Source organism: Buttiauxella gaviniae ATCC 51604, from assembly GCF_001654835.1.
In the GTDB taxonomy this organism is placed as follows: domain Bacteria; phylum Pseudomonadota; class Gammaproteobacteria; order Enterobacterales; family Enterobacteriaceae; genus Buttiauxella; species Buttiauxella gaviniae.
The window spans coordinates 32,647-59,285 of the sequence record NZ_LXEP01000050.1 but is presented as its reverse complement, the minus strand read 5'-3'; the positions used below and the strand labels follow the sequence as shown (position 1 = coordinate 59,285).

Annotated in this window: 29 protein-coding genes and 1 pseudogene; 14 read left to right on the top strand and 16 right to left on the bottom strand. The window is 49.2% G+C overall.

All coding sequences use genetic code 11. From position 1 onward, the window contains the following. Positions 1 to 210, bottom strand: a 210-nt coding sequence (locus tag M977_RS22980) for an aldo/keto reductase (RefSeq protein ID WP_209438620.1), incomplete at its 3' end; no start/stop codon positions are given. A gap of 95 nt (positions 211 to 305) precedes the next feature. Here M977_RS22980 and M977_RS22975 point away from each other — a divergent pair. Further along, a complete protein-coding gene (locus M977_RS22975) occupies positions 306 to 1,226 on the top strand; it encodes a LysR substrate-binding domain-containing protein (protein ID WP_064519216.1) in 921 nt (306 codons plus the stop codon). Positions 1,227 to 1,606: 380 nt separating this feature from the next. Further along, positions 1,607 to 1,978: an ArsR/SmtB family transcription factor gene (locus M977_RS22970; protein ID WP_342446883.1), complete on the top strand. Its 372-nt coding sequence runs from the start codon at positions 1,607 to 1,609 to the stop codon at positions 1,976 to 1,978. Between the two features lie 59 nt (positions 1,979 to 2,037). Here M977_RS22970 and M977_RS22965 read toward each other — a convergent pair whose 3' ends face one another. Further along, the gene (locus M977_RS22965; protein ID WP_064519212.1) at positions 2,038 to 2,736 is read right to left on the bottom strand and encodes a DsbA family oxidoreductase; all 699 of its coding nucleotides are present in this window, start codon (positions 2,734 to 2,736) and stop codon (positions 2,038 to 2,040) included. Positions 2,737 to 2,846: 110 nt separating this feature from the next. On the opposite strand from M977_RS22965, the gene M977_RS22960 reads away from it, so the two are divergent. Next, positions 2,847 to 3,524, top strand: coding sequence for an alpha/beta hydrolase (locus tag M977_RS22960; RefSeq protein ID WP_064519233.1), 678 nt, complete (start codon positions 2,847 to 2,849; stop codon positions 3,522 to 3,524). 41 nt (positions 3,525 to 3,565) lie between these two features. Here M977_RS22960 and M977_RS22955 read toward each other — a convergent pair whose 3' ends face one another. Further along, positions 3,566 to 4,441, bottom strand: a complete 876-nt coding sequence (locus M977_RS22955; protein WP_064519210.1) for a LysR family transcriptional regulator — start codon at positions 4,439 to 4,441, stop codon at positions 3,566 to 3,568. A 112-nt stretch (positions 4,442 to 4,553) separates the two neighbouring features. Between M977_RS22955 and M977_RS22950 the strand changes: the two genes are divergently transcribed. Both M977_RS22950 and M977_RS22945 read left to right on the top strand, forming a co-directional pair. Continuing rightward, positions 4,554 to 5,765, top strand: a complete 1,212-nt coding sequence (locus M977_RS22950) for a YbfB/YjiJ family MFS transporter (RefSeq protein WP_064519208.1) — start codon at positions 4,554 to 4,556, stop codon at positions 5,763 to 5,765. A gap of 406 nt (positions 5,766 to 6,171) precedes the next feature. Continuing rightward, entirely contained in the window at positions 6,172 to 6,675 is a 504-nt protein-coding gene (locus tag M977_RS22945; protein ID WP_064519206.1) for a GrpB family protein, read from the top strand. 588 nt (positions 6,676 to 7,263) lie between these two features. Here the strand turns inward: M977_RS22945 and M977_RS22940 are convergent. Further along, positions 7,264 to 8,151, bottom strand: a complete 888-nt coding sequence (locus tag M977_RS22940) for a transporter substrate-binding domain-containing protein (RefSeq protein ID WP_064519202.1) — start codon at positions 8,149 to 8,151, stop codon at positions 7,264 to 7,266. A 1,035-nt stretch (positions 8,152 to 9,186) separates the two neighbouring features. Here M977_RS22940 and M977_RS22935 point away from each other — a divergent pair. Continuing rightward, entirely contained in the window at positions 9,187 to 10,095 is a 909-nt protein-coding gene (locus M977_RS22935; protein ID WP_064519199.1) for a DMT family transporter, read from the top strand. Positions 10,096 to 10,108: 13 nt separating this feature from the next. Here M977_RS22935 and M977_RS22930 read toward each other — a convergent pair whose 3' ends face one another. Beyond that, positions 10,109 to 11,011: a LysR family transcriptional regulator gene (locus M977_RS22930; protein WP_064519197.1), complete on the bottom strand. Its 903-nt coding sequence runs from the start codon at positions 11,009 to 11,011 to the stop codon at positions 10,109 to 10,111. Between the two features lie 107 nt (positions 11,012 to 11,118). Between M977_RS22930 and M977_RS22925 the strand changes: the two genes are divergently transcribed. Together M977_RS22925 and M977_RS22920 are read left to right on the top strand one after the other, a co-directional pair. Next, positions 11,119 to 11,664, top strand: coding sequence for an NADPH-dependent FMN reductase (locus tag M977_RS22925; protein ID WP_064519231.1), 546 nt, complete (start codon positions 11,119 to 11,121; stop codon positions 11,662 to 11,664). Between the two features lie 173 nt (positions 11,665 to 11,837). Next, positions 11,838 to 12,743, top strand: coding sequence for a glutathione S-transferase C-terminal domain-containing protein (locus M977_RS22920; protein ID WP_064519196.1), 906 nt, complete (start codon positions 11,838 to 11,840; stop codon positions 12,741 to 12,743). 153 nt (positions 12,744 to 12,896) lie between these two features. Here M977_RS22920 and M977_RS22915 read toward each other — a convergent pair whose 3' ends face one another. The 9 genes from M977_RS22915 to M977_RS22875 all read right to left on the bottom strand — a co-directional run bounded on the left by M977_RS22915 (position 12,897) and on the right by M977_RS22875 (position 21,188). Continuing rightward, positions 12,897 to 13,382: a GNAT family N-acetyltransferase gene (locus tag M977_RS22915; protein WP_064519194.1), complete on the bottom strand. Its 486-nt coding sequence runs from the start codon at positions 13,380 to 13,382 to the stop codon at positions 12,897 to 12,899. Between the two features lie 125 nt (positions 13,383 to 13,507). Next, positions 13,508 to 14,293, bottom strand: coding sequence for a hypothetical protein (locus tag M977_RS22910; RefSeq protein ID WP_064519192.1), 786 nt, complete (start codon positions 14,291 to 14,293; stop codon positions 13,508 to 13,510). Positions 14,294 to 14,813: 520 nt separating this feature from the next. Further along, positions 14,814 to 15,878 carry an alpha/beta hydrolase gene (locus M977_RS22905; protein ID WP_064519190.1) on the bottom strand — a complete coding sequence of 355 codons (1,065 nt, stop codon included), beginning with the start codon at positions 15,876 to 15,878 and terminating at the stop codon, positions 14,814 to 14,816. A gap of 107 nt (positions 15,879 to 15,985) precedes the next feature. Then, positions 15,986 to 16,570, bottom strand: coding sequence for a flavodoxin (locus M977_RS22900; protein WP_064519188.1), 585 nt, complete (start codon positions 16,568 to 16,570; stop codon positions 15,986 to 15,988). Positions 16,571 to 16,582: 12 nt separating this feature from the next. Further along, the gene (locus M977_RS22895; RefSeq protein ID WP_064519186.1) at positions 16,583 to 17,332 is read right to left on the bottom strand and encodes a carboxymuconolactone decarboxylase family protein; all 750 of its coding nucleotides are present in this window, start codon (positions 17,330 to 17,332) and stop codon (positions 16,583 to 16,585) included. Then, positions 17,310 to 17,789: a (R)-mandelonitrile lyase gene (locus M977_RS22890; protein WP_012606389.1), complete on the bottom strand. Its 480-nt coding sequence runs from the start codon at positions 17,787 to 17,789 to the stop codon at positions 17,310 to 17,312. Before M977_RS22890 ends, M977_RS22895 begins: the two co-directional genes overlap by 23 nt. 64 nt (positions 17,790 to 17,853) lie before the next feature. Beyond that, positions 17,854 to 19,311: a heavy metal sensor histidine kinase gene (locus M977_RS22885; RefSeq protein ID WP_064519184.1), complete on the bottom strand. Its 1,458-nt coding sequence runs from the start codon at positions 19,309 to 19,311 to the stop codon at positions 17,854 to 17,856. A gap of 15 nt (positions 19,312 to 19,326) precedes the next feature. After that, positions 19,327 to 20,007 (bottom strand): heavy metal response regulator transcription factor, encoded by a 681-nt coding sequence (locus M977_RS22880; protein ID WP_012606387.1) that lies wholly within the window; start codon positions 20,005 to 20,007, stop codon positions 19,327 to 19,329. 14 nt (positions 20,008 to 20,021) lie between these two features. Next, positions 20,022 to 21,188, bottom strand: coding sequence for an aldo/keto reductase (locus tag M977_RS22875; protein WP_209438618.1), 1,167 nt, complete (start codon positions 21,186 to 21,188; stop codon positions 20,022 to 20,024). 272 nt (positions 21,189 to 21,460) lie between these two features. Between M977_RS22875 and M977_RS22870 the strand changes: the two genes are divergently transcribed. Further along, positions 21,461 to 22,486 (top strand): alpha/beta hydrolase, encoded by a 1,026-nt coding sequence (locus M977_RS22870; RefSeq protein WP_245163538.1) that lies wholly within the window; start codon positions 21,461 to 21,463, stop codon positions 22,484 to 22,486. Positions 22,487 to 22,608: 122 nt separating this feature from the next. Here the strand turns inward: M977_RS22870 and M977_RS22865 are convergent, their stop codons facing one another. Next, positions 22,609 to 23,829 carry a multidrug effflux MFS transporter gene (locus tag M977_RS22865; RefSeq protein WP_064519180.1) on the bottom strand — a complete coding sequence of 407 codons (1,221 nt, stop codon included), beginning with the start codon at positions 23,827 to 23,829 and terminating at the stop codon, positions 22,609 to 22,611. 4 nt (positions 23,830 to 23,833) lie between these two features. Between M977_RS22865 and M977_RS22860 the strand changes: the two are divergent. The 4 genes and pseudogenes from M977_RS22860 to M977_RS22845 form a co-directional block, all read left to right on the top strand. Then, positions 23,834 to 24,151 (top strand): annotated as a pseudogene (locus M977_RS22860) (antirestriction protein); the annotation flags it as partial. Between the two features lie 11 nt (positions 24,152 to 24,162). Continuing rightward, complete coding sequence (locus tag M977_RS22855; protein WP_064519177.1) at positions 24,163 to 24,642, top strand: JAB domain-containing protein; 480 nt, start codon at positions 24,163 to 24,165, stop codon at positions 24,640 to 24,642. 13 nt (positions 24,643 to 24,655) lie between these two features. Further along, positions 24,656 to 24,991, top strand: a complete 336-nt coding sequence (locus M977_RS22850) for a type IV toxin-antitoxin system YeeU family antitoxin (RefSeq protein ID WP_064519175.1) — start codon at positions 24,656 to 24,658, stop codon at positions 24,989 to 24,991. A gap of 127 nt (positions 24,992 to 25,118) precedes the next feature. Continuing rightward, positions 25,119 to 25,382, top strand: coding sequence for a TA system toxin CbtA family protein (locus M977_RS22845; RefSeq protein ID WP_243839566.1), 264 nt, complete (start codon positions 25,119 to 25,121; stop codon positions 25,380 to 25,382). Between the two features lie 260 nt (positions 25,383 to 25,642). On the opposite strand, the gene M977_RS22840 is transcribed toward M977_RS22845, so the two are convergent. Further along, on the bottom strand, positions 25,643 to 26,044 hold the full coding sequence (locus tag M977_RS22840) for a YybH family protein (RefSeq protein WP_064519173.1): 402 nt from the start codon (positions 26,042 to 26,044) through the stop codon (positions 25,643 to 25,645). Positions 26,045 to 26,187: 143 nt separating this feature from the next. On the opposite strand from M977_RS22840, the gene M977_RS22835 reads away from it, so the two are divergent. Further along, positions 26,188 to 26,484: a putative quinol monooxygenase gene (locus M977_RS22835; protein WP_064519167.1), complete on the top strand. Its 297-nt coding sequence runs from the start codon at positions 26,188 to 26,190 to the stop codon at positions 26,482 to 26,484. The last annotated feature ends 155 nt before the right edge of the window (positions 26,485 to 26,639 follow it).

Genomic DNA, 26,639 nt, shown 5'->3' with positions numbered 1-26,639 from the left:
AATAAGCTTATTGGTTTCATGTGGACCGTAGAAATCGCTGGTATCAATATGATTCACACCGCTCGCCACGGCATCACGCAATACCTGAATGGCGCGGGCTTCATCTTTTACCGGACCAAAAACACCCGGACCCGCCAGCTGCATGGCACCGTAACCTAAACGTGCCACTTCGCGGTCGCCGAGACGATAAGTCATTGAGGGTTGTGACATGGGACGCTCCTTTATATGTGTTCACTGATTGTAGCGGTGCGCTGGCTGTGCAACTATCCGGTGAAATAAGGACAAACTGTACGAGGTTACGCACAATGCCGATGGATATCGCTCTGTTGCACGCGGTGGTTGAGGTGGCGAAAGCCGGTGGATTTCGTGAGGCGGCGCGGGTTACCGGCAGCAATGCGTCCCGGCTGAGTGACGCGGTACGTCGCGCCGAACAGCAGCTCGGCATCCGGTTATTTCATCGTACCACGCGCACCGTGGTGCTGACCGAAGCGGGTAAGGCATTGATTGAGCGGCTGCTGCCCGCCATGAATGAGGTGAATGCGGCACTGGATGCGCTCAACCGATACCGCCACACGCCGGGCGGTGTACTGCGCCTGAATGTGCCGGTCAGCGCCACGCGGCTGGTTTTTCCTGCCTTAGTGCCAGAATTTCTGCGGCGTTATCCCGATATTCAGCTGGAAATTATCGCCGAAAGTAATGTGCAGGATGTGTTTCGTGACGGCTGTGACGCCGGTATCCGTTATGACGAACGTCTGGAACAGGACATGGTGGCGATCCCGATCGGCCCGCGTATTCAGCGCTACGCCGCGGCGGCGTCACCGACTTATCTTGATGTCCGCGGGAGGCCGTTGCATCCGCGGGATCTGATCCCGCATCGCTGTCTGCGAGGGCGCTATGCCAGCGGCATTATGCCCGACTGGGAATTCGAGCGTGAAGGCGAAACCCTCAGCGTGCAGGTGAGCGGTCCGCTGGTGGTCAGTGTCGGTGGCGCGGTCGATCTGGCTGTCGAAGCGGCGATTGCAGGAACGGGGATCATTTATCTGTTCGAAGACTGGTTACAGCCCGCGATTACCAGCGGACAACTCGAGCCGATATTACAGCCGTGGTGGCTGTCGTTCACCGGTCCCTGGCTTTATTACAACGATCGCCGTCTGATCCCCGCGCCTTTACAGGCGTTCATTGATTTTGTGCGGGAAGATAATCTGCGCCGCGAAACGTTACTCTGAATAAAGCGTTGCCGGATGATAAGAAGAGGGCGGCGGAAGGTGCTGGTATTCGCTCATAGCAGCCCCTGCTGTTGCCTTGGGCTGCTTCGTGCCAATAGCAGACCTTAATCGCAGCGTATTTGTCCGCAGTGTGCAGAAAAGAGACGGAGCTGGCGGTTTGCGACACCGGAAGGCACTTTTTTTATGAAGGGCCAGGCAGCCTTAATCTCGAGAGTTAAGAAGCCATGCGGGCATCACTACCTTCGGCGTTCAGGATGCCCTGCAATGCACCAAGGTTTAATGTTAAAGAACAATAGACCAGGGAACGGGCTCCCTGATGCGATGATCGAGATATTGTCTGTCGGCTTGACATGATACTTGGGTACGCGTACCTTCATTTAATGAAGAACGAATATACGATTTTGAAAAAGATGCTGCCCAACCACCCTTCCCGTGATGCGATACGCCTTGAGAATGTCTTCGCAGCTTTGGGGAATCCTATCAGACTTGCTGCACTGTGCATGATCGCGCAGGGTGGGGAATTCTCATGCTGTGACATTTTGTCTGAGATCCCCAAATCAACGATGACTCATCACTGGCGAATATTGCGCGACAGCGGTCTGGTATGGCAACAACGGGTAGGCCGTGAATATCGATTGTCACTTCGACGTGAGGATTTGGATGAGCGTTTTCCCGGGCTGTTGGAGGCAGTTTTGCAGCCGTTGTTCAGTGATAGACTGACAGCCGATACCATCATGCAATATCAAAAATAATACCGGGATAGCCTGAGTTATATGCGTATCCCGATTTAGGTTAATATTCAGAACACCCTCTAAATTGAGCATCCATCTTTACCACACGCAATAGCGTCACCTTCAGTCGTTATCACATCAGTTTTATTATCAGCCCACAACATTTCGATTGTTTTCAGGAGATACTCTTTTGGTTGGGCGCCTAAAAGCATTTCTTTACCGTCAATTACAAAACAGGGGACGGAATTAATCCCGGCCTTTCCGGCAAGTATTTCATCTTGCCTGGATTCCAGTGCAAACGCTTCGGACTGCAGCGTGCCTGAGGTTTCATCAAGATCGAGCCCAAGTTCAACTGCAATTTTTACCAATACATCATGGTCAGCCAGCGGCAGGTTGTCAGTAAAGTAAGCCCGGAATAATCTTTCGCTCATTGCGGCGCCTTTGCCTTTCGTTTCAGCAAATTTTGTCAGCCTGTGGGCATCAAATGTGTTGGTATACAACACGCTTTCATAACGCATATCCAGACCAACCCGATCCCCCATTAAAACTATGTGGTCAATCATTTCCTTAGCCTGCAGCGGACTTTTCCCGTACTTACGCTCGATCCTGCCCTGCGTAGAGGTTGTAACTTTTTTCTCAGCGCCGGGATCTAATTCAAAGACTTTAAATACCATTTCGACATCATCGGAATGCGTAAATTCGGAGAGTGCCTGTTCAAGATGACGCTTACCGATATAGCAATAAGGACAGGCAAAATCAGACCACACTTCAATTTTCATTATTGTTCTCCGAAATAATAGTAGAAGAGGAGAATCCCCTTGCTTGGGTACGAGCATACTCGTACCATGGTTTCAAAGTCAACCCGCACAAACCTCTGAGTGAGAGCACCATGAAATCTGTTACATCACCTCGTCCCCCTATTGAATTTGTAACCGGCCCGCACCCAAAGGTTACGATTTTTTTGCTTCACGGTCTGGGTTCAAGTGGAGAAGCCTTCTTACCCCTTGCACGTAGTTTGGATTTCACTGGGGTAGGTGACATCCGCATGGTCCTGCCAAACGCCCCAATTCAAGCAGTATCGTGGGCAGGTGGACAGTACATACCAGCTTGGTACGATTTACGTCATTCTGATTTTTCTCGTCAGGAAGACGAAACAGGATTGCGTAATGCGATGGGATATTATGAAAGTCTGATACACCGGGAAATTTCGCGCGGTATTAAAGCCGAGCGCATTGTCATTGGGGGATTCTCTCAGGGCAGCGCGTTATCCCTGATGACAGGTATCCGTTTCGGGCATCGTCTGGCCGGAATTTTTGGCATGTCTGGCTATCTGCCTCTTGCCTCTGCTTCTTCAACTGAGCAGCATGATACAAATCGAACAACGCCTGTCTTTATGGCCCATGGAGAAAAAGACGACATCGTATTACCCGCGCTGGCAATGACAGCACGAGATATTCTTCAAAATGTGGGGCATGACGTTACATGGAAGACCTATCCTGTTGGGCACACTATAAGTGATGATGAACTCCATGATTTGAGTCTATGGCTAAAGAATGTTTTGGCTTAGTCAGATACACATGATGCTCATAGGGCTGGGCTGTAGGGGCATCACTTAGCTGTACCTGAAAACTGCGCGACAATTTCATCAATTACGACACGCACTCTGGCGGTATGCCGCAGATCTGCGTGGGTTACCAACCACACGCTATACGGCATCGGTCTTGTTTGTTCTGGCCACAGCCTGACCAGTCCGTCCCTTTCCCCCATATAAACCGGAATTTCCCCCAATCCGATCCCCGCAGCAATGGCTCGGCGTACCAGCAGACTGGAACTCAGGCTCGATACAATACGCCCGCGACCCAGTGGCTCCGAGACCAACGTCATGTCTTTGTAGCTTTGCAGATAGGGCTGATATACCACCAGATCATGCCCCTCAAACGCCGAGCCCGGCTCCGGCACGCCGTGGGTATCGACATAGTGTTGAGACGCGAAAAGACCCACCGGCCAGTCAGCGATTCTTCGGGCGATCAGGTCAGGGTTATCCGGCCGGATATTGCGCACGGCGATGTCGGCTTCACGTTTTGAGAGGCTGAGAATCTGCGTCGAAGCGTCCAGTTGTACTCGCACGTCAGGGTGCTGTTGATGCAGGTGAGCAATCGCCGGGATCAGGAAGTCGATGGCCAGAGAGTCCGTCGTGCTGACCCTTACCAGCCCGGTCAGGCGATCGTCGAGCCCTTGGATCCGGCGCTCCAGTTCGAGCGCTGAATGCTCCATTTTTTCCACTGCCTGCAACGCTGCTTCGCCGACAGCTGTCAGTGCATAACCCTCGGAGGTGCGCAGAAACAGCGTGCAACTCAAGGATTTTTCCAGCGCCGTGATCCGCCGGCCAACGGTAGTCTGATCGACACTCAGCACCCGAGCCGCGCCGCGTAGTGTCGACTCTCGACACACCGCCAGAAATACCCGTGCATCATCCCAATTCATAGTGCGCCCCTGATGCTGCAAATATGCATCATTGTAACGCAAAATGGCTGCATTACTGCATCAGTAAATCGCGATATCTTAGTAACCAGTATCAATCCACGGGACAGTTCTCATGCAAAGTACATCGACCACCCTGCGCCACACGATCTGGCCACCTATCTTCGCCGGCCTCTGTGCCAGCCTGGTCAGCATTGGTCTGGCACGGTTTGCTTACACGCCGTTGATTCCATCATTAATCCAGGCACACTGGTTCTCGCCCAGCGACGTGGTGTACCTCGGTGCTGCCAACCTGGTTGGCTATTTGATAGGCGCACTGAGCGGCCGACCATTGGCCCAGCGAACGTCCAACAAAACGGCCCTGAGGCTCATGATGCTTGTAGTGACCTTATCGTTTTTCGCCTGTGGCTTTCCGTTGTCGGTGAGTTGGTTCTTTGGGTGGCGCCTGATTTCTGGCATTGCTGGAGGCGCGATCATGGTGCTAGTGGCCGCGACGGTATTACCCCATGTGCCGGCAGCTAGCAGAGGCCTGGCCAGTGGCGCGATTTTCCTGGGTATCGGTTTGGGCATTGCCGGGTCGGGGACGATTATTCCGCCGTTGCTAAGCCTTGGCTTGCAGCCAACCTGGTTTGGTCTCGGCCTGTTGGCCCTGCTGCTGACTGCCGCGAGCTGGTTCTGCTGGCCGTCAGACGCGCACTCTGCGACCGCAACGACGCCGGATCACACTTTGTCTGCACGGACCGACCCGCGCGTCTATCTGTTGTTTGCCCAATACGCATTCATGGCCGCCGGGCTTGTGCCAGCCATGGTATTCCTGGTGGATTACGTGGCCCGCGGGCTCGGCGACGGTTCGCACATCGGTGCACAGATCTGGGTGATGTATGGCGCTGGCGCGATTATCGGGCCGGTGAGTTATGGGTTTCTGGCCGATAAATTGGGCGCAACGCTGAGTATTCGCCTGGTGCTAATAGTGCAGGCGATTGCCTTAGGACTGTTGTCCATCTTCAGTTCTTTCGCAGCTCTGGCCTTGCTGGCGGTGATCCTCGGCTCGTTCCCTCCGGGTATCGTCCCGCTGGCACTGGCACGGGTTCACGAACTGATCCCGCACCATCACCAACAGCAAATTGCCTGGAGTCGCGCGACGGTTTCGTTCGCCACATTCCAGGCCATCGCCGGGTTTGCTTATTCGGCGTTGTTTAATATCAGTGGCGGGCATCACACCTTGTTATTCGTTATCGCAGCTGGCGCGATAGTTGTAGCGTTGTTGCTGGAACAGGGGATGCACTTACTCAATTGGCGTGATCGCCAACGGCATGTATTGAACTGAATCACTGATGCTTTGATGTGACCAGTCCCGGTTTCTTGCCAATCTACTCAACGTCGGCGACTCAACGAAGAATGCGGATCTGGTCACGTTATGTGCGTTGACACTCAGTCATTATCACGTTACCTGGATTTAAGTAGCAAACATGCCAATGCTATTCAGGACATTCTTGAAATGAAAAAACTCGCTTCTAGTTAGAGGCGAGCAGTGTACTACCAACAACACGCGCCTGCCTCTCCGGGCCATGAGATCAGTCAGATCGGAATTAACCATCTTTACTTTATTGCGTAACTGTAAATCGCGCAGTTTCTAAACATCATAGGTCCGTTCCTCGCTCTTAGCTGCCAGGGATCAATCTATCGGCAGGTTCAGGGTTGAGTTGCACACTTAGGACAGAGAGAATGTGTTTATGCGGAAGATTATTGTTGTGCCATACGATGATAGATGGCCTGAGATGTTTGAAGCTGAAAGTTTACTGATAAAAAGATTGCTCGGTGGGATGGCTAAAGATGTCCATCATATTGGAAGCACGTCAGTTCCTGGTCTCTCAGCAAAGCCCGTAATTGATATGCTACTTGAAGTTTCCGACATCAATGAATTGGATAAGTACCATTCAGCAATGACCCAAGCCGGGTATGTTGCTCGCGGTGAGAATGGGATTGCGGGGCGCAGATATTTCATTAAAGGTGGTGATCAGCGTAGTCATCAAGTCCATGCGTTTGCAGTCGGAGATATGCAGGTATTGAGACATCTTGCTTTCCGTGATTATCTTCGAAGAAACAAAGACATTGCAGAAGAGTATGCTGAGATAAAACACGCAGCTGCATTACTCAGCAGGAACGATGCTCATCGCTATAGCGCCCTCAAAGCGAAATTTATAGAGCGTCATCAACAACTAGCGCTAGCTGTCTGAGAACGATTGAGATTGAGTTCGTTGCCGGGAGGGGATGTTCAATAATAATGAATTCACTGAGCAGTCATCAGTCAACGTCTGCTGTTCGCTCTTAGCTGCCGAAGATGTTTGGAAGGGTGGGTGAGTGCCAATAGCGAACTTTGCTAACAAGTCGGTACAGTGAGTAGCGGGATATAGCACAGTCACTATCGCTGTAAATAAAAACATGTTTTAAAAAACAGTATTGACCTCAAATCTCAAATGAGTACTCAGCAGCACAATGAAAGTAGTTAGTAAGTTAGTAAGTTAGTGAATAGAAATAAGTTCTGGGAAAGCCATTTTGCTTTACAGGCCACGAAGCTTGTTGTTTGGGATGTAGTTGCTTTCAGGCCTTGTAGTGATTGTGCTGGTTCGCAAAATGGTAGTGTTAGCGCGACGATGTAAGGCCTTGTTTTTTAGTTGATGCTGACGGTTTCGTTTGTAACCTTTGGTTATAAATTATATATCAGATGTTAGTCTGAGTTTTTTTATGAATTAAGCAAGCATATAGGAGCAAAACGGTTTTGGTAGCCAGCGCATTGCATACACAACCTTCTTCTTAGGGGCGACTCAATAATCTCGAAATGAGGCGAAATCCGTAGCATTAGCATGAATGTTTTGTATTTCTTGATCATTTTTAATTATGCCATAACCCGGCGCTTTTTGCGTAAACCATCTGTCCCGAAGAGTCTGCAATCTACCCGTTTTAGTTAAATGAGTGATAGTGTCATTCACTAACGTTAAGAGGTCATCATTATTTTTCTTCATCAAAATACCCACCAAAAATGGCGGTCCTATTTTAGTGACTTCGTAGATATTATCCTTATCCAATGAATGAACTAAATAGTTTGCCTTCATGTACTCCAGAACTACGACTGCTACTTCACCGGTTGTTAGCTTTTCGAATGCTGAATTCATGGTGCCTGCTGGTAACATCAGCATATTGAGATTGTCAAAACGATTAGCCCTTCCAATCATAGTTGTGTCTATAGAACCCTTCACAGAAGAGATGCTTCTCCCTTTATAATCATCTAGCCTATGTGCATGGTCTGATTTTTTATGGATATAGGCATCACTGGTGACATAAATAGGAATAGAAGCACTTAAACTTTCGACCCTGGTTTTAGTGATGAAAGAATTAGAACAATCTAAATCTATCTTTTCACTCTTTATTAGCTCTAATCTTTCGGACAATTTAGTGCTAATGTAATTAGCGGTTATTTTTTTTGGTGAGGATTTTTTATTTATGGCGCTAATAATTTCACTGCAAATATCAATGGTAAAACCTATAGCCACACCATTGTTTTCGTACGAGTAAGGTGGAGTGTCATGGTAAACGATGTTAATATAGCCACGCGAGATGATTTCATCTAGTGTGGTAGCATGGGAGTTATCAATCGGCAGTAACATAAAAATAAATAGAAAAAACTTCCCTGTGTATTTTTTTAAGAACTTCATTATTCACTACCTTTTGTTTTAGTTCATGAGGCTGAATGTATGGATATTTAACCGTATGGATTTAGAGGGAGCGAAGAACACTTCTTAAGTCGCTATGCCCTTCATTAATAATTTTGTATGCATATACGAATCACGTAGTTTCTCATATCTGTCATTATATTTATTTTATTTTGATATAAAATAATTTTCTTGTGCATGTGGTGATTTTTTTTACTTTATACATCAAATGTTGTAGTCATGTTTTGCGATGTGCAGGGGTTGTCAGATTTTGGAGTGCGGTACGTTAATGGGTTGTTGGTAGGCACTTAATTTTATTCACATCGTTTATTTTTATTAATGAACGAATGATCTTATTCCAATAAAATATCAGTTTTTTATTGTCGGTGGTATCAATATTTATAATTAGTCCCAGGGTGTATTTAATAAAGCTTCAGTATTGAACTTGTAAGTATCCCTCCAAACCATACCTTTCACTTTTAGAGATCTTTCGACAAACTGATATTGTTCGTATGGGGTTAACTTACACCCCTCGCTGAGCGAAAGTTACTGATGTCTGTTCCTCGCTCTTAGCAGACCACACGGCTCTTCAAACGGTCCGCTTCGTGCCAGGAGCGGACATTAGTGCGGATACAACCACATTAATGCTGGCTTGTAGAAACTCCCTTAATTAAGCAAACGTCAATAATTAATTGCGCATACTGAAATTCTCCCAACTCATCATAATCGCCCGCCCCAGCCACAGAGTTCTGGGAAAAACTTTACTTTCTGAGTATCTACAGCTGCTAAGGGGAAGTTACCGGGCTTCAAAACTGTTTCACTACCTTTCAGATGCATCAGCGTCATTCCCCCGTAAATTTGTCCTGCTTATGTCTGATGCAGGAGCCACCCGGTCAGAATATACAGGCTCGTCCATAGACCATTCATCACCAATAGTGAATTATCAAATTACTTTATCGTTATTTCAGTAAATATTATTTTAACGGAAGATAGCGTAAATACTAATTTTCATCGCCAATTCAGGCTGCCCGGGGAAACATGGGACATCTTAAATACCACCTGTTACTGATAGCCAGCACCATTATTATCGCGGGTTCGTTTATTTCAGCACAGGCTCTTTCTGCAGAAATCACCCCTGCTTCGCTTGCGCTGATGCGCTTCTGTCTGGCCGCACTGATTTTGGCACCCTTTATCATCTTCAATCCGGAACGGCGCCGGACCTTTATCCGGATCCTGCCTAAAGGGTTAATTATCAGTTTTTTCTATGCCACCTTTTTCCTGCTTATGTTTAAAGCGTTGAAAACAACCACCACGCTGAATACCGGCACGCTTTACACCCTGGTACCTTTTCTGACTGCGGTGGCCAGTATTTTCCTGTTCAGGGATAAAATTCGTCCCGGGACACTCCTGGTTTACATCATCAGCACCATCGGTACAGTTTGGGTGATCAGCCGGGGGGATGTGGGCATACTCCTGCACCTGAAGTTGAACCATGGAGATGCTCTGTTCCTGGTGGGATGTCTTTCTATGGTGGGATTCTCGGTGTCGATGAAACTGCTGTACAAAGGCGAAGAGATGTTGGTTTTTGTGTTCACGACTCTGGTCGCAGGCGCGGCATGGATGGCCGGTGCGCTGATACTCTCCGGGGAGATCCCTGATTATTCCGGAATGGATCCTGAGAAATTTCTGCATATGCTTTACCTTGCCGTCTTCGCTACGCTGCTGACATCCTGGATCATGCAGATTGCGACTGTGAAGCTAAGTCCTCGCCAAGTTTCAGCTTATATCTACCTGAACCCGGTTTTTGTGGCGTTCATTAGCATGCTGAGCAGCGGGCAGCCTCTGCCAGTTAGCGTTTATCCAGGTATCGCATTGTCAGTCCTTGCTACTGTTCTGCTTCAGGTACAGGCCGTTAAGGAGCGGCGACCTGTCACGGCGCGAAGTTGAACCGACCAAAGATTTATCCCTTATCGATCTCCCGGAAAGCTGCCATCACGAAATCAATGAACAGGCGGACCTTTTGCGATTGTTCCTTATGATAAGGGTAAACTGCATACAGCGAATGGGTGTCAGGCACCCATTCCGGCATGACCTCAACCAGTTCTCCTGACTCTAGTTCCAGACGGACAAACTCTTCCGGAATAAGAATAATACCCAGCCCCTTTATTGCTGCCTGCTTCAGGGCAATGCCGTTGTTTACCGAATAATTGGCTGGCATCAGATCTACAGAAGTGCTCTCGTTTCCTCGGGTAAAAATCCATTTTCTTGGTGAAGAAGAAAGGCTGTATACAAGGCAGTCGTGTTCTTTCAGATTGTCCGGATGAGTCGCAGGTGCGGCCTGACTGAGGTAGTCAGGGGATGCACAAAGCACCCGGCGAACCTTACAGATCAGTCGAGAGCGCATGGAAGAATCATTCAGCACCCCTCCACCTCGGATAGCAACATCAACACCTTTGTCTATCAGATCAACATAGGTGTCACTCAGGATGACCTCAGTACTGATATCAGGATACTTGTGTCTGAAGTCGCAGATGAGCGGATTAATTTTAATTAATCCGTACGACATCGGGGCGCTGACCCTCAGACTGCCTTTCGGGGAAAATGAGGAGGCCATGACGGACTGGTCAGCTGACTCCAGCGCATCCAGTACGCTGCAAATCTGACGGTAATAGACCAGCCCGGACTCCGTTACGTTCATCCTTCGCGTGGTACGATTAATTAACGCGGTACCCAGATGATCCTCAAGCTCATTAATATTTTTACTGACAGCTGCTTGCGACAAATGCAGATCTTCTGCCGCTGCCTTAAAGGTACCCAGCTCCACTACCCGGCGAAAAATATTCAATGCCGTTATTCTGTTCATATTTACTCTTAATTTACTATCAGTGAATTATATTATCACTACAACGATCTTTATACACTTTCAGGAAATCAGTATCGTAACGACACTATTAACTGATGGCAATTATCATGAATAAAATCCTCATCCTGAATGGCAGTAACAGTGTGCCGGAAGAATCCATTAACGGGCTATTGGCCTCCGAGGTTGCCACTAAATTCTCCCGACATGAAGTGTGCCAGGTGAGCCTTCACGACCTTCCATTACCTATGTACCAACTAGGCCATGAGAATGATGTGTTGCCAGATACCGTTAGCCAATTAGGCCAAATTGTCAGGGATTGCACTGCGCTTGTTATCGTGTCACCTGAACATAATGGATTGATGCCGGCCTGTCTCAAAAATGCTATTGACTGGTTGTCCCGCATACGTGAACAGGGCGAGTCGTTCTTTGGTATCCATGGGAAAAAAGTTCTGCTGTTAAGCACGTCGCCGGGGCAAAACGGTGGGGCAACTAACCTCAAGTATATGGGCGAGCTGATGCCATGGTGGGGCTGTGAGGTGGCAGGCACCTACAGTGTGGGGGACTTTTATAAAAAATATCAGAACGGCAGCTTCGATACAGAAACCGACACGGCGCTACAGGTTCTGGTTTCTCAGTTCGAATCACAGCTCTGATATTTCTTCTTCATCATTATCCCTTCATCAAGGGAGTTTGCTTCTGTTGGCTGCGATTGCAGCCTTTTTTGCTATTTCTTTGTAACTTTCTGACATGACCAATCACGCCAGACCATACTGATCTGACAACATTTAATTACTAATTCTCTGACTATAACTATATGGAGGTCAAAATGGCTGTTCTGGAAAATGGTAGCTGGTATCCGAATATGTCCGCAGATACGCTAACGCTTGAGGATACCTTTTCGGGTAAAGTCCTGCCGCAAGCCGGGCGTTATCATCTATACGTCTCTGCCGCTTGCCCCTTTGCTCACCGGCCATGGCTGGTTATTCAGACGTTGGGACTTGATGAGGTGATCTCTGTTTCATCAGTGGCCGCCATCCGGGATGACAACGGATGGGCCTTCAGTAAGGAAAATCCCGATCCAGTAAACCAGGAAGCCTACCTGCGTTCACTGTATGTGCATTCCAAATCAGATTTTACCGGCCGGGTTTCGGTGCCTGCTCTTTGGGACAAGCAGAACAGGGAAATCGTTTGTAGCGATTCTGCCGCGCTTGCTGAGACGCTCGCCACCGACTGGAAGACTCTTGCACGTAATAGCATCGATTTGTTTCCGGCATCGCTTGCCAGTGAGGTAGAAGAATTGAATGCCTGGCTTCATAGCAACATAAACCGCCGTGTTTATCAGGTAGGTTTTGCGACTAGTCAGGAGGATTATGAACGTGAAGTTGCCGTTCTTTTTGAGGCATTGGAAATACTGGACGACAGGCTGGCCACTACGCTGTACCTATTCGGTAATGAATTGACCTTATCCGACCTTTTCCTGTTCCCGTCACTGGTAAGATTTGAAACCATATATGCCGTTCATTTCAAGGCAAATAGCAGACCACTTGAGACGTTTTCAGCCCTGTACCGATACATGCTGAATTTACTCACCCGGGAGTCGTTCCGCCAGACCGTACATATGCACCACATTCATCAACACTATTATTTGTCTCATCGCCATATCAATCCTACAGGTATTATCCCTGCAGGACCTCGTCCTGAGTGGTTGAAGCAATTTGGTTTGATGGATTAACCATTGAGGGTCGATAAAACTTTCGTTTATAAGTAAGAGGCCCTTTTTAAATACTCAGTATTTGATTATTCTGAATTAAGCGGTTAAAACCTTTTTCTGGCTATTAGCGATGCTAATGCGGAAGAGGTAATAAACATTCCTTTAAATTAGTACTTATAAATTCGAACTTGTCGGCTTGTAGAAGACAAACATTCCAACTCCGTCATTACCCAGGTCCTCGACGCTGATTATCGAAAATCCGCATTTGTTCACGTAAAAACCAACGTTATTGATAAGACTGGTTGGTGTTCTCAACTTCCATCCTTCTTTACATGGTTGCATCTTTTCAATCTCTAACCATGCACGGTGGCCATAACCTTTTCCTTGTTCTTCAGGCAAAATAAATAGCTTTTCCAGGAGGTTTGCTTCATGAACTGCTCTCGAAATGACAGCCCCGCCTATCAGATGGTTAGCCACCCAAAACCCCAGGACACATTTCCCCGGCATGCTTATTTCGGATTCACATGAAAATTCATCTTCTGAATCACCTTCATCATCCTCCATATCAGCAGGGAAATAAGATGCATTCGATTCAAAAGACAAAGTATAAATTCGTTCAAGTTCGTTGGCATCAGTAATTATGGCTGCTTTAATGAGCATGAATTTCCTTGTAATAAATTAGCAAAAAACGGCCCGAGAAGCAGGATGTGGTTTCCTGATGCCTCTCTATGGCCGTCTGGCATTATTTCATCTGAAGCAATTAATACATACCCAGATATCGGTGATTACTTGGCTTTATCCAGTACGACCGGATAATTACCGCTAAAGTCGATCCATGGATTGGTTCCCAGCAGTTCCTGATGTGGTACGTCAGCTTTGTAGCGCATTGTGAATTCTTTCGGCCCATGGCCGAAGGCAACAATTAGACCCTGTTTGGGATCCATTATACCGGCGTGCATGCCGAGACCGTGGTAGCTCACACGGACAGCCTTGTCGTTCAGACCGACTTTTTCAACCTGGAACCGCGCGATTGAACCATCTTTTAGCGTAAAGCCCCAGCGGAACGGACCACCGTTAACCACCGTCATTACTTCATCGACGTCGGTTCCGTCATCGGCGGAATTCACATGCATGCGGCCGTATTTTTCCAGCACCGCTTTATGGGTTTTTTCATCCATCGCTTTCATGTCATACACTTTCGGGTATGGGCCGAAGCCAGTTTCCTCAGTTAACACACCACCGCCTTTGACTGCGGGTGTTCGGCCCGACATGCGTACCTGCTCGAGCAACTGCTCCTGATTCAGGTGAAACTCTTTAATCAGCAAATCCTGCTCAGCACTGGTCAGAGCGCGAGTTTCAGAAACTTTGAGAACTGGATTTGCTGCTTCAGGAATATCAATAGTCGTCACGTTGATGCCAATGGGATTTAGTACGGCATTGACCGCTTCAACACCTTTTATATCCGCGCGACCATCGCTGAATTTCAGGGAAACAGCATCATTAGCAAAAGCATTAACGGAAGCTACTGATACCAGTGCCGCAGCCAGTAAAGCAATTTTAGTCAGTTTCATTCTGGACTCCTCATTTAGGTGTGAATCCAGTTTAAGCATCTGAATGATTTACTAAAATAGCATTACAATGAATACACAATTTACTTTTAGTTATGAATATTGAATACGAATTTTTCTATTTTATACCGATACCTGCCGCCAGAACGTGTTTACTCACTACCAGAATTCATAGAAATGGCCTCAAATCTGTCAATGCCAGGCTCGATATAAGAGATAGTTTATGTGCCACACATCAGATGCCAGCTTCAGAATGTTTAGTATGCGGAATCACATGACCAATTGGTGCTCAGAAATGTTTGTCAGACATCGAATCGAATTGACAGGCATCGTTTAGAGAAAATGTTGTTGGATAATTAAAAAAAGGCTCTGTTGCGCCCGTGATAAGCATTCATAGGAGGTAAATCATTTATGCTGAACGTCTGCTCCTCGCTCAAAGCAGACCGTCACGTTCCCATTTTTTTTGAAAAAAATTGATGTTTGTATTGAGCCCTCAATAATGAAAGCTCAATACTATTTCGTCCTACTGCAGATTTTTCTCTTTCAAAAACTGACCTACTAAATCAGCAATCTGCACATTATTTAAATCAGAGAACGGGAAGTGAGTATTCCCTTTGATTCCCACTTCTGGCAGATGCGTTACCGTCACATCCCCGCCATGCTTGTTCACCACGTCGCGCCACTCACGAGCCATCGCCAGACGTACCCGCCAGCTGTCCTGCGCGGGCATGGCGACAGGTTTATCCGGTATGTTATCACCGTAAATAATCAGAATCGGGATTTTGGTCAGTGCCATAAATTGCGCCATTGGCACAGGCTCACCCTTCAGCGTGTCGAACGCGCTTGGCATAGGGGCAGGGAGTTCTTTTTCGGGGAAGACAAAGCTGCTGCCAGGCTCGAAGGCGACAATGGCTTTAACCTTGTCGTTTTTCATCGCCGTGTACCAGCCTGGTCCGCCACCCTGAGAGTGGGTGAAGAGGATAGCCGGGCCGGATTTATCCACGACGGCGGACATCGCATCAGAGATGACATTGATATCAAACGGCCCGGTATTCGGGGTCATCTGACGGAAATACTGATTCAGCGCTTCTTTGTCGTGAGAGAACTGAACGCCTTTAAAATACTCTGGCCATACGCCAACGCGGAACTGATTAAACCACATCTGCTCATCGGGTTTTGGCGAAACAGTACCTTCTACAGTCGTGCGCCCGGCGCTTCCTCGACGTGGCTGATCGACAAGATAGGTTGAGAAACCGCGACGCAGGAATATGTTCTGGAAACCTTCGCGACCATCCGGGGTGCTTTCCCAGGTACGGGAGAACTGACCTGTGCCGTGCAGCATGACGATAGGGTATTTATGCGGATTCTCCGGGATTTGGTAGAACACAGATGCATGATCGCCATGGTAGGTTTGGCCAGCTGAGTCCAGCGGCTTTTTCGCGTCAAATGTTCCTGGTGCGGTGATGATAGTGCCACCAGCAGAAAAGCTTCCCTGTTCCTGAATGACCAGCGGCTCGGCATATACCGACTGAGCCACCAGACCACCCGCCATCATGCAAATGGCCAGCGTTTTTAAGATCGTCTTCAAGATTACATCCTCTGTTATGTTTGCTGTTCAATCATATCTGAGTTGTCAGCGTTAATTATTTAGCACCCCTGATTGCCCTTATTTGGCAGACTCATGAATGCGGACGATTAACTGCGTATTGTTTCTAACCAACTGGTGACCGTTTCAGTTGTTCTTCGCTCCTGGTCGCATTCAAGTACCAGCGGTTTTTCCCGGTGCGCAGTTGGCGCGAGACTGGCAAGGATGTCGTCGCTGTCTCCTTTACCGTAGCCACCGTGAGTAATAAAGGGGATGAGTAATTTGCCCGCAAGGTTGTGGCTGCTGAGAAACGTTTGCACTACGGGCGGCACGCTGGTTCCCCAGATGGGAAAGCCTAAATACACGGTCTCATAATGTGAGATATCTGCGACGCTATTTTTTAATACTGGTTTTACTTCTTGCTCACACTCATTTTTCGCCTGTTCAACGGTCTGGAAATAGTCTTCCGGATAAGGCGTTGCCGGTTCGATTTCAAACAGATCGGTGTTCAGGCTACGGTGAATGACACCCGCAATCACCCGTGTATTTCCGCTGCGAGAAAAGTACGCTACCAGAATTCGACTTTTACCCTGCACGTTTGCATTTCCGGTGGCTGCTGAAGCCAGGGAGACGTTCGCCAGCGTGAGCCCGGCAAGCGCGGTTATCAACATTCTGCGGTTGGGATCATGCTCCATAACCAGCTCCTGTTAGTTTGCGAGGGCTTGTTGCAGCGCCTTTTCAGCCCGCGTTGCTGCATCATTTTCGCCATGTTCACGCAGAACCAGTACCAGCTGTGCTGCCGTCAGGCCGACCCGCATGCTTGCTCGTGTATGCGATAACAGCTGGGCTTCAACGCCTGGAGTGGCCGCCAATGCGCCAACCGTTGCCAGCTCGCGGCTTTGCCAGTCAAGGTTATCGCGGGCGAAAATGTCGCCAAACAGATGCGTTTGCAGGAATCGGTTAATGACCGGGGCAAAATCAAATAGCGGTCCCTGTACGGGAGCGCCTGAGATTTTCGTCTGGTTTGCGGTACCGACACGGCGAAGCTCATCTCCGACAGGGATTGGGGCAACCGGTTCTTTACCCTCAACGTCTTTGATACCACGTTGTTTACGTGCTTCGACGACCTTCATCAGTTCGCTAAGTGCATTCAGGCTACGGGGAAAGCCTGTGTAGGCATAAAGCTGGACGAGAATCTCTTTGGTTTCGTTTATCGTGAGTCCTGCGTCAAGTCCCTGATTCAGGACGGCATTCAGCTTGTCCATCTGACTGCTGGCCATTGATGCCGCAATCAACGGGATGGCCTGTTGGCTGGCTGACAGGGTATCTGAAACCTTTTTTTCGTGGTTCATTTCTGAGGCTCCTTTATTGACGGGCGCAGCATGTGCCGCGAGACCAAAACCAAAGGTCAGCAGTACCGCTGCCGCTAATGCTTTAATGGGCGTGGTATTGTTCATCTGTCACTTTCTCCATCCAGTTAACGCTTTTGCCATCCACAATCCCGGTTATCGCCAGATGCGTCATTGCGCTGCCGGGTGCCGCTCCGTGCCAGTGTTTGACGCCCGCCGGGCAAGAGACAACGTCACCGGCGCGGATAACCTGCACCGGCTGGCCTTCTTGTTGGGTGAGCCCCACACCCGAGGTCACAATCAGCCGCTGACCTGCCGGATGCGTATGCCAGGCGGAATGAGCACCAGGCTCAAAAGTGACATAAGCCCCGGAAACACTGATGTCGTTATCCGGTTTGAAGAGAGGATCAACCCGGACGCGACCGGTAAAGTTCTCGGCTGGCCCGTACACCGCATTCTGGCTTCCGGCGGGGGCGATATGGACAGCGGGATTTTGCTCCGCTGCCCAGGATGAAAATGTGAAGAGGGGCAGTAACAGCCCGAGGTAACGAAAATGTCCGATCATGCAAAGCGTCCTTATCAATGAAGAGGGGATTGCCTGCGATAATTTTATCGAGGGGGTGATGACGTCAGGCTGACGCCCCCCTGACAATTCTGTCAGTTAACCCTGGTCCCGGCTCAGTGTCGGAGTGAGCATTGCCCTCAGCTTTATCCGCTTGCATCGCAAAGGTGAGACCAAATGTATTGATGCCACCTTCACTTCGCGCAAAGACATCTCCCCGGTGCATAATGGCGACGGCACGCACGATAGACAGGCCCAGCCCATGATGGGTATCACTCCTGGCCCGGGAGGTGTCAACGCGATAGAACCGCTCGAAAAGCCGGTGTAAGTGCTCTGGTGCTATCGGATCGCCCGGGTTTGAAACTTCAACACAGGCTTGATTGTTTCTTTCGCTTAAGCGCACCGTAACCGTGCTGTTGGAGGGTGAGTGTCTTGCGCTATTTTCCAGTAAATTGGCCAGTGAGCGGTGGAAGAGTCGTCGGTCGATGTGCGCGGTAACGTCGCCCTGAACATCCAGAGAGAGCTGTTTTTCAGCAAAAGAGGGTTCCACATACTCCGCTGTTTTCAGGGTTTCTTCCCGCAGGGACACCTGGGTAAGCTGGGACGCATGTTCACCCGCATGGGCATGGGACAGGAACAGCATGTCGTTAACTATCGAGGTCATGCGTTCAAGTTCTTCCAGGTTAGAACCCAGTAACTCTTCCAGTTCATCTTGAGAACGTCGGCGCGAGAGCCCCAGCTGAGTCTGGCCGATCAGATTAGTCAGCGGAGTCCGGAGTTCATGCGCAACATCGGCATTAAAGCTTTCGAGCTGCCTCCAGGCGATTTCCTGACGCTCTAACACGCCGTTAAAGGATGACGCCAGTTGCTGCAACTCTTCGGGCAAATCGCGGATATTCAGGCGCTGACCATGGTCCCCGGGAGCGAGTTGCCGGGCCTGTTTACTGAGCGCCCCAACGGGACGAAGACCGATCCTTGAAACGACGTATCCCAGCAAGGCGACAATCACGACGCCCAGAGCGGTAATGATCAGCAATGTACGCGTGAACGCATCGAGTGTGCCCATGTACGGCGTGGAGTCGATGGCAACCACATAGCGCAGCTCAGGCCTTTCACCGTTGGCGGGGATGGTTTTCACTAACAGAAACAGCGAGCATGCACCTTCTGATGCACCTGGCACTTTATTAAAGCCTTCCTGTAAAGAAGACCACTGAACACCCACCGGTGGTGTTCCCCCTATGCTAAAGCGTGGGTTATCGCTCACTATCCAGTAGCGAACGCGTTCACCTTCAGAATTGGTTAACACAGTGAATTTATTGGCCAGCGTAGACCAGCCGTCAGCCGAGGTTCGGGCGGTGATCCACGGACTCATTAATGATTCCCGGAACAGCAGTTCGTTGTGCATCTGCTTTTGCAAAGAGTCATGTAAGGAGCTTCTTAGCAGGATGCCGATAACGGATACAATCAGCAGCGCGGATAAGGCAAACATCAGCGCCAGATGAACGGAGATGGAACGCTTAGGCATGCTTATCCCCTTCATTTATTCGGACCGTACTTCGAGGACATAACCCATGCCACGAACGGTATGCAATAGTTTGATATCGAACGGGGCATCCACTTTGGCTCGAAGTCGTTTAATGGCCACCTCAACCACGTTGGCATCGCTGTCAAAATTCATGTCCCATATCTGCTCCGCAATCATCATCTTTGACAGAATCTCCCCCTGATGCCGGGCCAGAAGGCTCAACAGGGAAAATTCTTTCGCGGTCAGCTCCAGTCGCGTTCCGGCACGAAATACACGGCGAGCCAGAAGGTCGAGATGCAGATCGTGAATTTGCAGTTGGGTGATGTCTGCGCCATCCGTAGCGCGGCGGCGCACCAGTGCCTGAATACGCGCCACCAGTTCAATAAGCGAAAAGGGCTTGGGCAGATAATCATCCGCGCCAAGACGTAGCCCTTTAACACGCTCGTCGACCGAGCCGCGAGCCGAGAGCATCAGTACCGGCGTCTGTTTAGCTGCTCGCACACCCTCAAGTACCCGGTAGCCATCCATCCCCGGTAGCATTACATCCAGTATTATCGCGTCGTAGTCGAACTCCAGCGCGTAATGAAGACCTTCAGCACCATCTGCAGAGACATCTACCGTAAATCCGGACTCACTCAACGCACGGTTGAGATAGGTTGACGTTTTTTCTTCATCTTCGACTAACAACAGGCGCATAACGGGACTTCCTCTTAACTTTTCATCGGTGCTTCAACATCGGAATAAACCTGCACGGCATCCGGCAGACGTTGCCCCTGGATAGTGATCGCATCTAGTGAGCGGGTGAGCTCGGTCATTTCTGCCGCAGTCAGCGACACGCCGGTAGCCGCTGTGTTTTGCTGCATATGGTCTTTATTGGTGGTGCCCGGGATCGGAACTATCCAGGATTTACGGGCCAGGAGCCATGCCAGCGCAATCTGACCCGGTGCGGCATTTTTTCTTATCGCCCAGGTTTTCAGCAACTCAACGAGTTGTAAGTTGTGCGGGAGATTGTCGGGTGAAAATCGCGTTTCTATAGCACGTATATCACCGGCAGCGAACCGGGTATTTCCATCAATCCAGCCCGTTAAAAACTGTACGCCGAGTGGGCTCCATGGCACAAAACCAATGCCCAGCTCTTCACATACCGGAAGTACCTGCTTTTCAGGGCCGCGCCAGAGCATGGAGTATTCACTTTGTACGGCGGTAACGGGTAATGCCGCATGGGCGCGTCTCAACGTGTTGATGCCCATTTCAGACAGACCCCAGTGCAGGACTTTTCCTTGATCCATTAAATCTTTCACCACACCGGCGACATCTTCGATTGGGATCTGCGGATCAACCCGGTGTTGATACAGTAAGTCGATGCGATCGGTGCGCAGGCGTTTGAGCATGTTTTCGACGACCTGTCTGATATGCTCCGGTCTGCTGTTAAGACCCGGCAGTCGCTTACCTGTCTGCTGGTCAATGTTCCAGCCAAACTTAGTGGCAATAACGATTTTGTCCCTGAATGGGGCGACGCCTTCCCCGAGAATTTTTTCGACTTCAAAGGGGCCGTAGGCTTCAGCAGCGTCGAAGAACGTTACCCCTTCATCAAATGCCCGGTGGATAACATTGATCATCTCAGGACGCCAGGGAACAGAGGTGTCATATTTGCGACTCATGTTCTGCACGCCCAGACCGACGGCAGAAACTTCCAGTTTCCCAAGTCTACGTTTGCCCAGAGCAGCAGAGTGTTGGTTGGTTTGTCTGGATGAATCGACCTGAGAGGATGGGCTCGCTGCCGATACATGGGGGATCAGCGTGGCGGCGGCAATACCCGCCCCGGCGACTAATAGCTTGCGTCGCGCTGGCATTGTTGGATCATTCTGGCTTTTCATTGATCGCTCCTTTTCTCAGAAAATTGAACGTGAAACTCATTAAGCGAGACCATTCTGCCTCCTGATTGCCAACATAAAGCTGACAGTTACCTGACAGCGTTGTCAGAAACACTAACCATCCCGGTCCCTTTCCTGACAACAATGTTATTTCCCTGTCACGATGCTGACAGCCCTCTCTGCCTAATCTGAGCCTGCAAATTTGATTCCGCGAGCCTGCATAACCAGGCTGACACTCATCGGGAGAGACCATGAAATTCACGCTTATCAGTGCAATGCTACTCACGGCAATGGCCGGAGTGACCTCAGTCAATGCGGCTGATTATAAAAAAAATCCATTCACACTGGCCTATGACGGTGCCATCACCGAGAACGTCAAAGGCAAGGTCAACATTCATCCGGTGAAATACGATCTGCATGGCATCCAGATCGCCGCGAATGTCTATACCCCTGCTCACTATGATCCCGCTAAAAAATACCCTGCGGTGGTGGTTGCACATCCTAATGGCGGCGTAAAAGAGCAGGTCGCCGGGTTGTATGCCCAGCGTCTCGCCGAACAGGGCTACATCACGATTACCGCCGATGCGGCTTATCAGGGCGCCAGCGGTGGTATGCCTCGTAGCGTGGATAAACCGGCTAACCGTATTGAAGATGTTCACGGCATGGCTGACTACATCAGCCAGTATCCGGGGGTTGATACCGCCCGCCTTGGTCTGCTGGGTATTTGCGGAGGCGGCGGTTATTCACTTGTTGCGGCTCAAACTGACAAGCGGTTCAAATCGATAGCAACCATCAGCATGTTTAATTCAGGCCTTGTGCGCCGCAACGGTATGCAGGATTCACAGCTGGATACTATCCAGCAGCGTCTTCAGCAGGCTTCTGACGCACGTGCTCAGGAAGCAGCCGGAGGAGAAGTGCTTTACTCCGGCGATGCCAACCTGACTGATGAACAGATTGCTAAATTACCTTTCGCCTTGTATCGCCAGGGCTACGAGTACTACTGGAAAACCCACGCGCACCCGAACTCCACGTTTAAATACACCACCAGCAGTCTGCTGGATTTGATGAGCTTTGACGTAACGGACGATATCAATCTCATCAATAAACCGCTGCTGATGATTGCCGGTACAAAAGCGGATACGCTCTATATGACTGAAGACGCGTTCGCGAAAGCCACTGGTACGAAGGACAAAGAACTCTTCCTGATCGATGGCGCTACCCATATCGAGACGTATTGGGTGCCTGAATACGTTGATAAGGCTTTGCAAAAGTTAGACGTCTTCTTCGATAAGAATATTTAATCCGCATCTGTCGATACCCCGGCGGGTATCGATTTATCCAGAATTTATCGTTCAGATTAACGGAGTCGGGATGAAAGATAATTACGCCTGGTTAATAGCCACTATGAATGAAATTCATAAAATCATTCGGGCAGGGGATAGTTGTTTTTTACCTGAACAGTCAATGCCATCAAGGCGCTGGCTGCCGTAAACACCGCAATTATCCAGCCCATCGTCCATGGCGTGCCGTCACTGAACAGAGCGAGAAGCAGTGAAGATATGATGCCACTACCGTATTGTAATGCTCCCATTAGCGCCGACGCTGAGCCTGCAACATTAGGAACTGCATCAAGTGCGCAAGCCGTGGATGTCGCAGCGATGATGCCATTCATGGAGAAGAATACGAACACCGCGCCGACAATCACGGTAATTCCACCGACACCCAGGCCGGTTGTGACCGCCAGCACTATTGCTGCAATAGTGGCGATGAATACGGCATTCCTGAGCAACGCTTCCAGTGGATAGCGGTGAACCAGACGTCTGTTGACCATGCTCACCGCCATCAGTCCAAGAATGTTTACTGCAAACAGCCAACCGTAGTGCTGCGGATCTACGCCGAAGTACGTGATGTACACAAACGGAGAGCCCGTGATAAAGGCGTAGGCTGCAACGTAATAGAACGTTAGGCATAGCGTAAAACGCATGTATTTGGCATTGGTTAGCAAAGCATAGTAGTTGTGAAAGGCTCTGGTCACGGAGGCTTGTGAGCGTTTTTCAGCAGGTAATGTTTCAGGTAACCAGAATAAAGACATCAGCATTAATGTTCCGATAATCGCCAGCAGCCAGAAAATGGCATGCCACGAGGTGACTTTAATCATCTGCCCGCCGATCAGTGGCCCTGCAATCGGCGCGATGGCCATGATTATCATCAGTGTCGAAAGCATTTGTGCTGCACGAGTGCGGCTAAACAGGTCACGGATCATTGCTCGTGCCAACATCGGCCCGGTACAGGCACCTAACGCCTGAAAAACACGCCAGAAGACAATTTGCTCGATATCTGTTGATAACGCGCAGCCCACCGAGCCAATGATGAATAGACCTAAACCGATAAACAGTGGCAGTCTACGCCCATAACGATCGCTAATCGGTCCCCAAATCAGTTGCGCAATGCAAAAGCCGATAAGGAACCCTGTGATTGTCAGCTCAGCATCACCCTGTAAATCTTTTGCCATGACCGGCATAGCAGGAAGATAAATGTCGGTTGATAAAGAGGTAACAGCCATCAGGGCGCTGAGAATGAGTAGAAACGAGAGACCCGTTTTGTTAGCTGTAGCCGACTGTGTACGTGCCTGTTGATTAAGCATGGTGACCCGTATCTTTGGCTGGATGGACCGCTTCTGTGAAGACTACAGCTGCGGTATCTGGCAGTTTTACACCCTCAGTAACGGTGGCGCTTTTATGGCACCCGAAGCTGATAGTGATGAAAAATGGATGCTGTTCAACAACATGAATGGCAACAGTACGGAAATGAGCGCTGAGGCGGCAGGCATTGCGGTGTGTCTGATTGAATACAGCCACCATGCCTGTCGCACGGAGTGCGATGCCATGACAGAGCATTACTACCGACTGAGGGATTACGCCCTTAGCCATCCCGAATCCCACGCCATTCTCGCCATCATCGATTAAGGAGTTTTGCTATGGAGAAACAACTGACTTTGTTTACGCCGGAACTACCTTTACCGGCACAGCGCAGCATTAAACGTGCCCTGAATCTGCTAGACCAGCATCTGCGCGAACCAGGCGTTGCATTCACCTCCACACAGGCCGCTCGCGACTGGCTCAGGCTGAAGATGGGAACCCTTGAGCGCGAGGAATTTATCGTGCTGTACCTTAATAACCAGAACCAGTTGCTTGCCCACGAAACGCTCTTCACCGGCACCCTCAGTCACACTGAAGTCCATCCCCGTGAGGTGGTAAAACGCGCCCTGTACTTTAACGCGGCGGCAGTGATATTCGCCCATAACCACCCATCCGGGGAGGTGAATCCAAGTCAGGCAGACAAGGCCATTACCCAACGACTGGTACAGGCGCTGATGCTGGTGGAAATCCGGGTACCTGACCACCTGATTGTCGGTTGCAGGCAGATATTCTCCTTTGCGGAACATGGTCTTCTTTAACAGGAATAAAATTATGAACAACGACTCAACGCAAACTTGGGGTCTTAGACGAGATATCACTCCGTGTTTCGGAGCCCGACTGGTGCAGGAAGGTCATCGCCTGCATTTTCTGGCTGACCGGGCAGGATTCACGGGCTCATTCAGTGAGGTGCAGACCCTACAGCTGGATGAAGCCTTCCCGCATTTTGTCGCAGATCTGGAGTTGATGCTGCTCTCTGACGAGCTGAATCCCCGGTACGCGCACTGCGTCACGCTCTACCGTAACGGGTTGACCTGTGAAGCCGATACGCTGGGCAGTTATGGGTATGTGTATATAGCAATTTATCCCACAAATCAGGTTAAAGACTGATCCTCAGCATCATCTCAGCTTTGTAAGCCATCAAATCTTCCGTTCCTATATTTAAGAGACTCAACATATGCAAATATCAACTGTACCGGCCACGGTGCCGGTTTCGTCACCCCTGTCGCCGGTCTAGGTGTGGCAACAACTGTTAACGTATCTGCTGGAGCAGCATTACGGCCTGACACTTAACGACACGCCATTCCATGAGGACGCGGTCATTCAGGAACATATCGAGGCGGGAACAACATTGGCTGACTCGGTGAATTTCCTGGTGAAACGCTATAAACTGATACGTTCAGATCGTAAGGGTTTTACGTGGCAGGAACAAACACCATACCTTACAACTATCGGTATCATGAGAGCCAGGCGCGCGCTCGGTATACTTAATCGTAACTAGTCAGGTGCAACGGCATCGCTACTTTTGCGTATGCATTTTATTATCATCTTGCTATCTGCTGATTTATCAATATTAGAAATTGGTCGAATTTAAAGCATCCATGCTTTGGGGGTATGGTTGGGGGTATAAAACAACTTATAAATTAGAAATACTTTTATTTTCATATTGTTGTGTTAGTCGTTCTATTCCCGCTGACCTCCAAACAAATCTTCTTATTCAACCAATTTGGTGGGATAAAAACACCCCCTCTTTAATCATATTCAGGCGTCGCTATCCAGAAGAGAAGTGCCGTAAGAATTATCAATGGTGCATAGCCAGCGCCCGTCGGGTTCCTGGCGAAAAACGTAGGTTGCACGTCGCGTTGTTTCAACACTGTCGCCTTGCTCATCAAGGAAATGAAGCAACGTTTCCATAATAACCAGAGCATTTCCCGCACCTTCAATAACCTGCATTTCTCCCTGTTCAACCACCAGTTCGCCCTGGAAATAATCAGCTATAGCGATAAACGCTTTACGGATGTTGTTTTTGCCTTTAACAACCATACCTGGCTTTACCACAAGGGCTGCATCTTCCGCATAATGTTGCATAAGAGAATCGAAGTCTTTTGCGGAAATTGCGCTATCGCATGACTCAATGACCTGCCGGATGGGGTGTGGACACATATATTATTCTCCATCATGGTGATAATGATAAAAGGCATAATTAACCCTGAAAAACACATGCATTAATAACTGCTTATCGAGGTTTTTGATAGCATAAAGCCCTGGAGTATTTATGAACAGTTCAACTTTCCCGGTGGGTATAAATGTTAAAAGTGATTGCCGAAGATTTTATAAAACCAGAGGCTATAGAAATAGTGCTGCCACTTTATCTCGCCCTAGTTGAAGCCACAAAAAAGGAGCCGCTGTGTATTGCCTATGACTTATATATTGATGAGAAAGATCCAGGGCATTTTATCTTTATAGAGGAGTGGCCTGACCGCTCGGCTCTGGATGCACACTGCGCCAGCGAACATTTCAAACGTCTTGTGCCCCAGATTAATCAATACACTCGAAAAGAAGCGACTTTTATCCTGATGAACTCGGTTGGTTTCCTCAACTGAAAGCCAGCAGGCTTTCAGTTCGCCGCCCCGATAACTGTGCGTTATTTACTCATGGGCGTGCTAGGATGAACCCCCTTCATTGAAAGGCAAATCGCATTATAGCTCCAGGCTTACTCGCAATGCTTTTCACAGGCATATGAAAACTCACGCAAGAA